This window comes from Aeromonas sp. HMWF014 (assembly GCF_963878295.1).
In the GTDB taxonomy this organism is placed as follows: Bacteria; Pseudomonadota; Gammaproteobacteria; order Enterobacterales; family Aeromonadaceae; genus Aeromonas; species Aeromonas popoffii.
The window spans coordinates 1-5,720 of record NZ_CAWNYS010000025.1 but is presented as its reverse complement, the minus strand read 5'-3'; the positions used below and the strand labels follow the sequence as shown (position 1 = coordinate 5,720).

Annotated in this window: 8 protein-coding genes; 2 read left to right on the top strand and 6 right to left on the bottom strand. The window is 48.4% G+C overall.

The genetic code is table 11. The annotated features are described in order from the left end of the window. Positions 1-57: 57 nt before the first annotated feature. The 5 genes from AAC083_RS00845 to AAC083_RS00825 form a co-directional block, all read right to left on the bottom strand. Entirely contained in the window at positions 58-1,044 is a 987-nt protein-coding gene (locus AAC083_RS00845; protein ID WP_108535655.1) for a zonular occludens toxin domain-containing protein, read from the bottom strand. Then, the gene (locus tag AAC083_RS00840; protein ID WP_108535654.1) at positions 1,041-1,310 is read right to left on the bottom strand and encodes a DUF2523 family protein; all 270 of its coding nucleotides are present in this window, start codon (positions 1,308-1,310) and stop codon (positions 1,041-1,043) included. The genes AAC083_RS00845 and AAC083_RS00840 overlap by 4 nt, the downstream gene beginning before the upstream one ends. After that, positions 1,311-2,549, bottom strand: coding sequence for a virulence factor TspB C-terminal domain-related protein (locus AAC083_RS00835; RefSeq protein ID WP_108535653.1), 1,239 nt, complete (start codon positions 2,547-2,549; stop codon positions 1,311-1,313). A gap of 397 nt (positions 2,550-2,946) precedes the next feature. Continuing rightward, complete coding sequence (locus AAC083_RS00830) at positions 2,947-3,156, bottom strand: major capsid protein (protein WP_108535652.1); 210 nt, start codon at positions 3,154-3,156, stop codon at positions 2,947-2,949. Between the two features lie 64 nt (positions 3,157-3,220). Then, positions 3,221-3,511: a single-stranded DNA-binding protein gene (locus AAC083_RS00825; RefSeq protein ID WP_108535651.1), complete on the bottom strand. Its 291-nt coding sequence runs from the start codon at positions 3,509-3,511 to the stop codon at positions 3,221-3,223. Positions 3,512-3,667: 156 nt separating this feature from the next. Here AAC083_RS00825 and AAC083_RS00820 point away from each other — a divergent pair, with 156 nt between their 5' ends. Then, a complete protein-coding gene (locus tag AAC083_RS00820; RefSeq protein WP_181364615.1) occupies positions 3,668-3,829 on the top strand; it encodes a hypothetical protein in 162 nt (53 codons plus the stop codon). A 262-nt stretch (positions 3,830-4,091) separates the two neighbouring features. On the opposite strand, the gene AAC083_RS00815 is transcribed toward AAC083_RS00820, so the two are convergent. Continuing rightward, complete coding sequence (locus tag AAC083_RS00815) at positions 4,092-5,231, bottom strand: phage/plasmid replication domain-containing protein (RefSeq protein WP_108535650.1); 1,140 nt, start codon at positions 5,229-5,231, stop codon at positions 4,092-4,094. A gap of 142 nt (positions 5,232-5,373) precedes the next feature. Here AAC083_RS00815 and AAC083_RS00810 point away from each other — a divergent pair, with 142 nt between their 5' ends. Next, positions 5,374-5,646 (top strand): hypothetical protein, encoded by a 273-nt coding sequence (locus tag AAC083_RS00810; RefSeq protein WP_108535649.1) that lies wholly within the window; start codon positions 5,374-5,376, stop codon positions 5,644-5,646. The last annotated feature ends 74 nt before the right edge of the window (positions 5,647-5,720 follow it).

The window sequence follows — 5,720 nt, the reverse complement described above, 5'->3', positions numbered from 1 at the left end:
TTGATGCCGATAAGTACATATATCGGCATCAGGCTCTGAATGAGAGATAACGGGAGTCTAGCTTTGCGTTTTATCGACTGCTGTTAGGTCGCCCCTTACCGCGCGCTCCTCCGTCGCATCACGGTAAGGGTCGAACTCTCCACGCTGAACGTGTTCACGGCACTGAGCCTCAGACATATCAACTTTGGTCATCTGCTGGGTGTAACACCAGCAACGGTCATCATCAGCAATACAGGCAGCAACAACGGGCATTGTGACAACCACACGAAGATGGTCATAGGCTGGCGCTGTTTCTGGCTCGCCATGAATGCGCGGGATGAACTGTTCCCGAATATCGGGCTCCTCCTCTATTGGGGTTGGGTTGGGTTGCGCAGGCTGGGAGGATGGTGAAGCTTGGGCCGTAGTAGGAGCAGGAACCGGCTTATCAGTCTCGCCAAAAATGCGGTAATAGAGACGGCCACCAAGCAAGGCAATCAGCGCAACGCAGACAGAAAGCACAATAAGGGCGCGAGGTATCCGGTATTTAACCTTCTGATGAATGGAGGCGCTTTTATATACGCCAAAAGTGCGCTTGGGGTGAGGCCAGCGAACCTTTGTGAGTGCATTTTTATAGGCCGTGTCGGGACTGCTAACACACTCTGAATACTCATAGACGTAAACACCAAGCGGTGTTCGACGAACATGGATATGACGCCCCACAAGTTTTCTGACGTTGGCATGGAGCAAGCTCGGATGCTGGGTCATGATGGTGAAATCAAGGCCCCTGTGACGATGGGTTTCAAGTTGGGCGATAGACTCGGGTATGGCCTTGCCAGCGGCCTCTGGACGCCATATACGCTGGACTTCATCAATGACAATATGAGCCCCTTCGGGTGCCCAATCAGGCCATTTGAGCGGGTCTGGGGATGGTTCATGGCGAATCATCAAATCTGGGATGCCATCAATGTAAAGCGGGCGCTCGGTTTTACTCTCGGGTATCAAAATTTGATCAACGGCATAGAGGGTTTTACCAGCACCTGGAACGCCTGTGATTAAAGTAATCATTTCAGTGTGAACCTCTTAAAGACCATCATGGACAGTCGAGCAGTGATGCCCCCAGCAATGATACCGAGCGCGGTATTGATACCGGCAATGGCCATGAACTGGAGAACGGTAGCGGGCAAGCCAGCCCACTGGTTTTGAGCAAGGGAAATAAGCTGATTAACGGCAGCCTCGACCCCGACATAAGAGACAATCCCGATGCCGAGTTGTATCAAGACGCGAATAACAATCGGCGAAGCGATTGACATTAAAAAAGCTGCAATTGGCATTTAATCCCCCTTCCCTACTGGTATTCCAAGAGCAATATAAAGCGCAGCAATGAAGGCAAGCGCAATAATAACGGGCCGCACACCTCGAAAGAAATCACAGGCAGGTTGATATGACATAGTGGCAAAACCGCCAGAATGAAGGTTAATAACCTTGGGGGCTGGGCATTGAGCATCACCAGAGCCCCAAGGTGATTGAGGGGTTATTTGAAATGGCTTCTCAATAGGGTTAAAGGGTTCTGGCTCAAGGGTGCCTAATTCAGCGCAAGCAATAGATTGAGGATTGGCCTCACAAAATGAAGGTTCTTCTTTGGGTTGGCTTCCGCCAGCGGTTCCAGTGTTAGGGACGGTCTGAGGGTCTGTTGCGCCTTGAATTTTAATGGGACCAACGTCAACACGAACACGAGTAGGTTGTGAAGCTGTCGGGGCTGGGGAAACATCCATCCTATCGCGATACCAATTGCCGTTCTTAAAATATGGCTCACTCATCCACTCTGAGAAAGGAGTAAAGTGGCTACCCTTAATGGGTGTTGGCTGGCCGAGCAAAGAAGGAAGTTTGGTAAAACCTGAAATAATCAGAGGGATTGTGAGTGCTGGAAGTTTAAGGAAAGATGAATCGGTGGAGTAAACAACGTCACCACATGACTTGATTGTATTTATTTGAGAGGCAGTGCACTTTTGTTTTTGAGAGTTAATTCTCACCTTTGCATTAGGGTTAATGAATGGGTAACTCTCACAAAGGAAAGCATTTGCGCTAGAAACAACACACTTTGCAGGGGCGTAGACGCCAACTTCATTTCGATTAAAATAGGCATTGGCGGAAGACTCAGGGTTTGAGGCGCTAAAAGGAGGGTTAGAAACGGTAGAAAAAAAAGAACCGAACTCATAAACGGAGGGGTCTGAATCAACCCACTGACCATTAGCAGAAGCATCTATATCGCCTGATGTAGCCCATTCATATAAATCGTAAGCGGCAAGAGCAAGGGCAACTGGGCCGGAAATTCGAACGGCACCCCTGACAAGGGCGGATGAGGCGGCAATGTCAGCGGCTAGTGAAACAGGTAAATTACGAGTGGTACCATAAACAGTAACGGCGCCAGTAGTTCTAACAAAGCCTTGGGTATCCATCACGCCGGCAGCAGTCCAAACGCCATTAGCTTGTTTAACACCTTCAATGGTCATTGTTGTATATGCAGCAAAGGCAGATGGGCAAATGAACAGGAGGAAAATAAATATACGCATTACATCCTCCAGAAGATAATAGAGGCCGCACCAAGGAGGCCGATAGTTAAATAAATGGCTTGAATGGTCATGTTAACCCCCTGAATTAACGGAGCGAGACAGCGCGACATAAGCGAACGCAGTGGCCCATAGTAAAATGACATAACCGTTATAAACAGCGGCATCCTCAAGGGTAACAAGCTGACACGGGTGTAATTCTGGAGTAACAGTTACCGAAAATCCGGTAGTTGAGGTAGTAACAAGCTGGTCAGCCTGAACAGAGGTTTGGTAATAAACGGGACTGCCATTAGTGGAAATAGAAACCCCTGACATATCAGAGGCCATCGCTGTTAAGAGTGAGGAGGGGTCGCCATAGCAAACCCCTTTGTATTGGTATGCCATGGAGACCCCCGAGTGGTTAAACGGCGCGGCGCATGAACTTAAATGCGGCAATGCCGATGATAAGCACCAGTACAGCGCCACCGATTACGGCGGCATCAGTGCCAGCCTCGGTCAGCTTGGTGGTAACGGCGGCATCAACAGCCGCGAACGCAGGGGATGCAGAGGCAACAACAACAGCAGCGGCGACACCCAGTTTGTTCAGCAGAGCAGTGGCTTGATTTTTCATGGTCGTATCTCCCTATTGGGTTGGTTAAGTCCCCTGCCCTGACCGAGAGCAGGAAACAGGTAAATCAGGCAACGCGCGAAGCGGGCTGACTGGCATTCAAGGGCAGCAGAACGAGCTGACCGGAGAGCGACAGAGCACCAAAGCGGTCGACGTAGAAATTGGATTCATCGAGCTTGTACATGCCGGGTGCAAAGGCGGTTGCACCGTCAGCCAGGTTGAACTCGAAACGAACGGGATATTTGGCACCCTCAGCGAAGAAGAAACCCTCTTGCTTATTGATGGTGTACGGCTTCTGGGTGCGCTGAGAAATGCCGGATTTAGTGGTCACTTTGTCAGATACAATTTCGATTTTCATATGCGGATACCTTTATTGGCGTATTTCAACGGGCGAGCCGTCTGGGTGTATTACGAACAAGTCAGCGACTTGCTCGCGGATTAATGAAGCGTGGTAATAACACTCACCCTCGTCATTAAAACGGCGAATCTCTGATTTAGCGTCAAAGGTTTCCCATTGGAGAATGTATTTACCGTGCTCATCAATATGCTTTTGCATTTCAGCGGCAGCGCGAATATCGACACAGGATTGACGAAAGCAATATTCGTAACTGTTACCGATTATCAGGAGGTGGCAGCATTTGCAATATTTAGTCATTTTAAAGAAACCCCGCAATGATTGTATATGGAGCGCTCAATCAATGAATATTGATGGGCGCTAAGGGCTGCAATAAAAAGAAGGCAAAAGGCAAAGCACACAATGATTTTCATAATGCTACCGCCCTCTCAAAAAGGTAAGCATTCGGAATGCTTTGTTTCTGAATACAAAGCGCGAAAATGAGCGGTTCTGTCCATTGAACGAAAGCGAAAATTACGAACCGCAACAGGCTGAGGTATGCGCTTTATAATCTGCCAGATGCAAGGGGTACCACGATAATTCATCATGCTACTGCCCTAAGTTGGGTTTGCGGCATTACGTACCAGCTCGGCGGGGTCGCAATATTAGATTTAACCTCACGGCGAGCGGTAACGAATATCGGGCTGAATTTGCTGATATTGCATTTGGTGGCAATGTCGATGCCAAGTTTGCGTAAACGTGCTCGATGCGTTTGGATTTGAGTTTTGGAAAAATCAAAGTTTTGACCATGCATCCATTGAAGGGCATACATGGAGGTTGTGTTGGCTGCGCGAGTGGTATCCACAATGCCCAGCGTTATAAGCCGTTCGGCGATGGTTTCAAAGTCCATAGATGTCACGCTCAATTTTTGGTCGATGTTGGTAAATTCAGTCATCAGTGGTTCAAGGGGGGACAAATCAGACAGTCCCCAATATTGCATATTGTTACGTTGTAAATATCTATTTTTAAGTTTCAGTTCGAAGCGGACAATGCCAACAGAGCGGCAATGACCTATCAGGCTTTGAATATGGCGCATTTCGTCGGAATCATCACCAAAGTTACGGGCGATTTTCCCGAGGGAATGTAACTCTAATTCGTATGCCTTGTTATAGACGGTTGGGTAAATGAGGGCGGCATTACCTAATTTGGAAAGCCAATCAACCGAATTACCATCAGTATGGAGTCTAGGAATAGAATGGCGATAACGAAGAGTGGACAGGCCGCTAATATAGTCACGCTCATTACCAGCGCCGACAGAAATATTTTCAGTGACGTGTAACTCTCGAAGAATGGCACCGTCAGCGCCAATATGTTCACAGGCTGAGCCTTGCGCATAAAACACCTTTGTGCATTTGGTGAATTGGGGTATCTGGTCACAGTGACCGTAAATATCACGGAGGATGGAATTGTAAACAGCAACGCAAGCGTCAACAGAACGGTGGCCCCACAGGTTATCAAGGCGACCCCAGCGGCTTGGGTTGCCTGACATGCGAACAGATGAACCGTTCACCTTAATAAGAACACTGTCACAGAAAGAACCCTTGTGCGAGAACGCAGGGGCGCAGAGCGAACCGGTTTCCACAATCTCCCCCTCCTCTATCACAACTCGGGCATATGCGCCCCCATCAAGCAATGGAAGCTGAAACCCGAAATCCTGTTCTATGGTCAGCCAGTCAAAAAACATGTGTTTATCCCGAAGTTGTTTTTTTAGTAACCGTGCAAAGTTACTGTAGAACTGAGCGTGGTTACTGTCAATAATAAAGTTACGTGGCTGATGAGGTTACTATGAGGGATACTTGAGCGAGGTTTGGATAAGTGGTTGAAAAATGAGATGGTTTGACTCTTACATTGATGAGCTAAAGGACAAGATGAACCTGCCAAGCGATTACGCTGCTGCAAAGTTTCTCGGGGTACCAAGGCAGTCGATGACAAAGGTTAGAAACGGGCAGGTACTCGGGAAAGACAAGTGCCTAAGGTTGGCTATTGCCCTAAAGAGGGATCCAATTGAAATTATTGCAACCGCTGAAGCTCAAACAGAGAAAAATCAGGAGCTTAAGGCAATTTGGCTAAAGCTAGCCAAAGAGAGAGGGAACGATTGAGTATCGAGGTGCGGATGATTACCTCGGGTTTCCGGGGTAAAGTCCGGGTGTTACTGGCCCCCGGACTCAGAGAC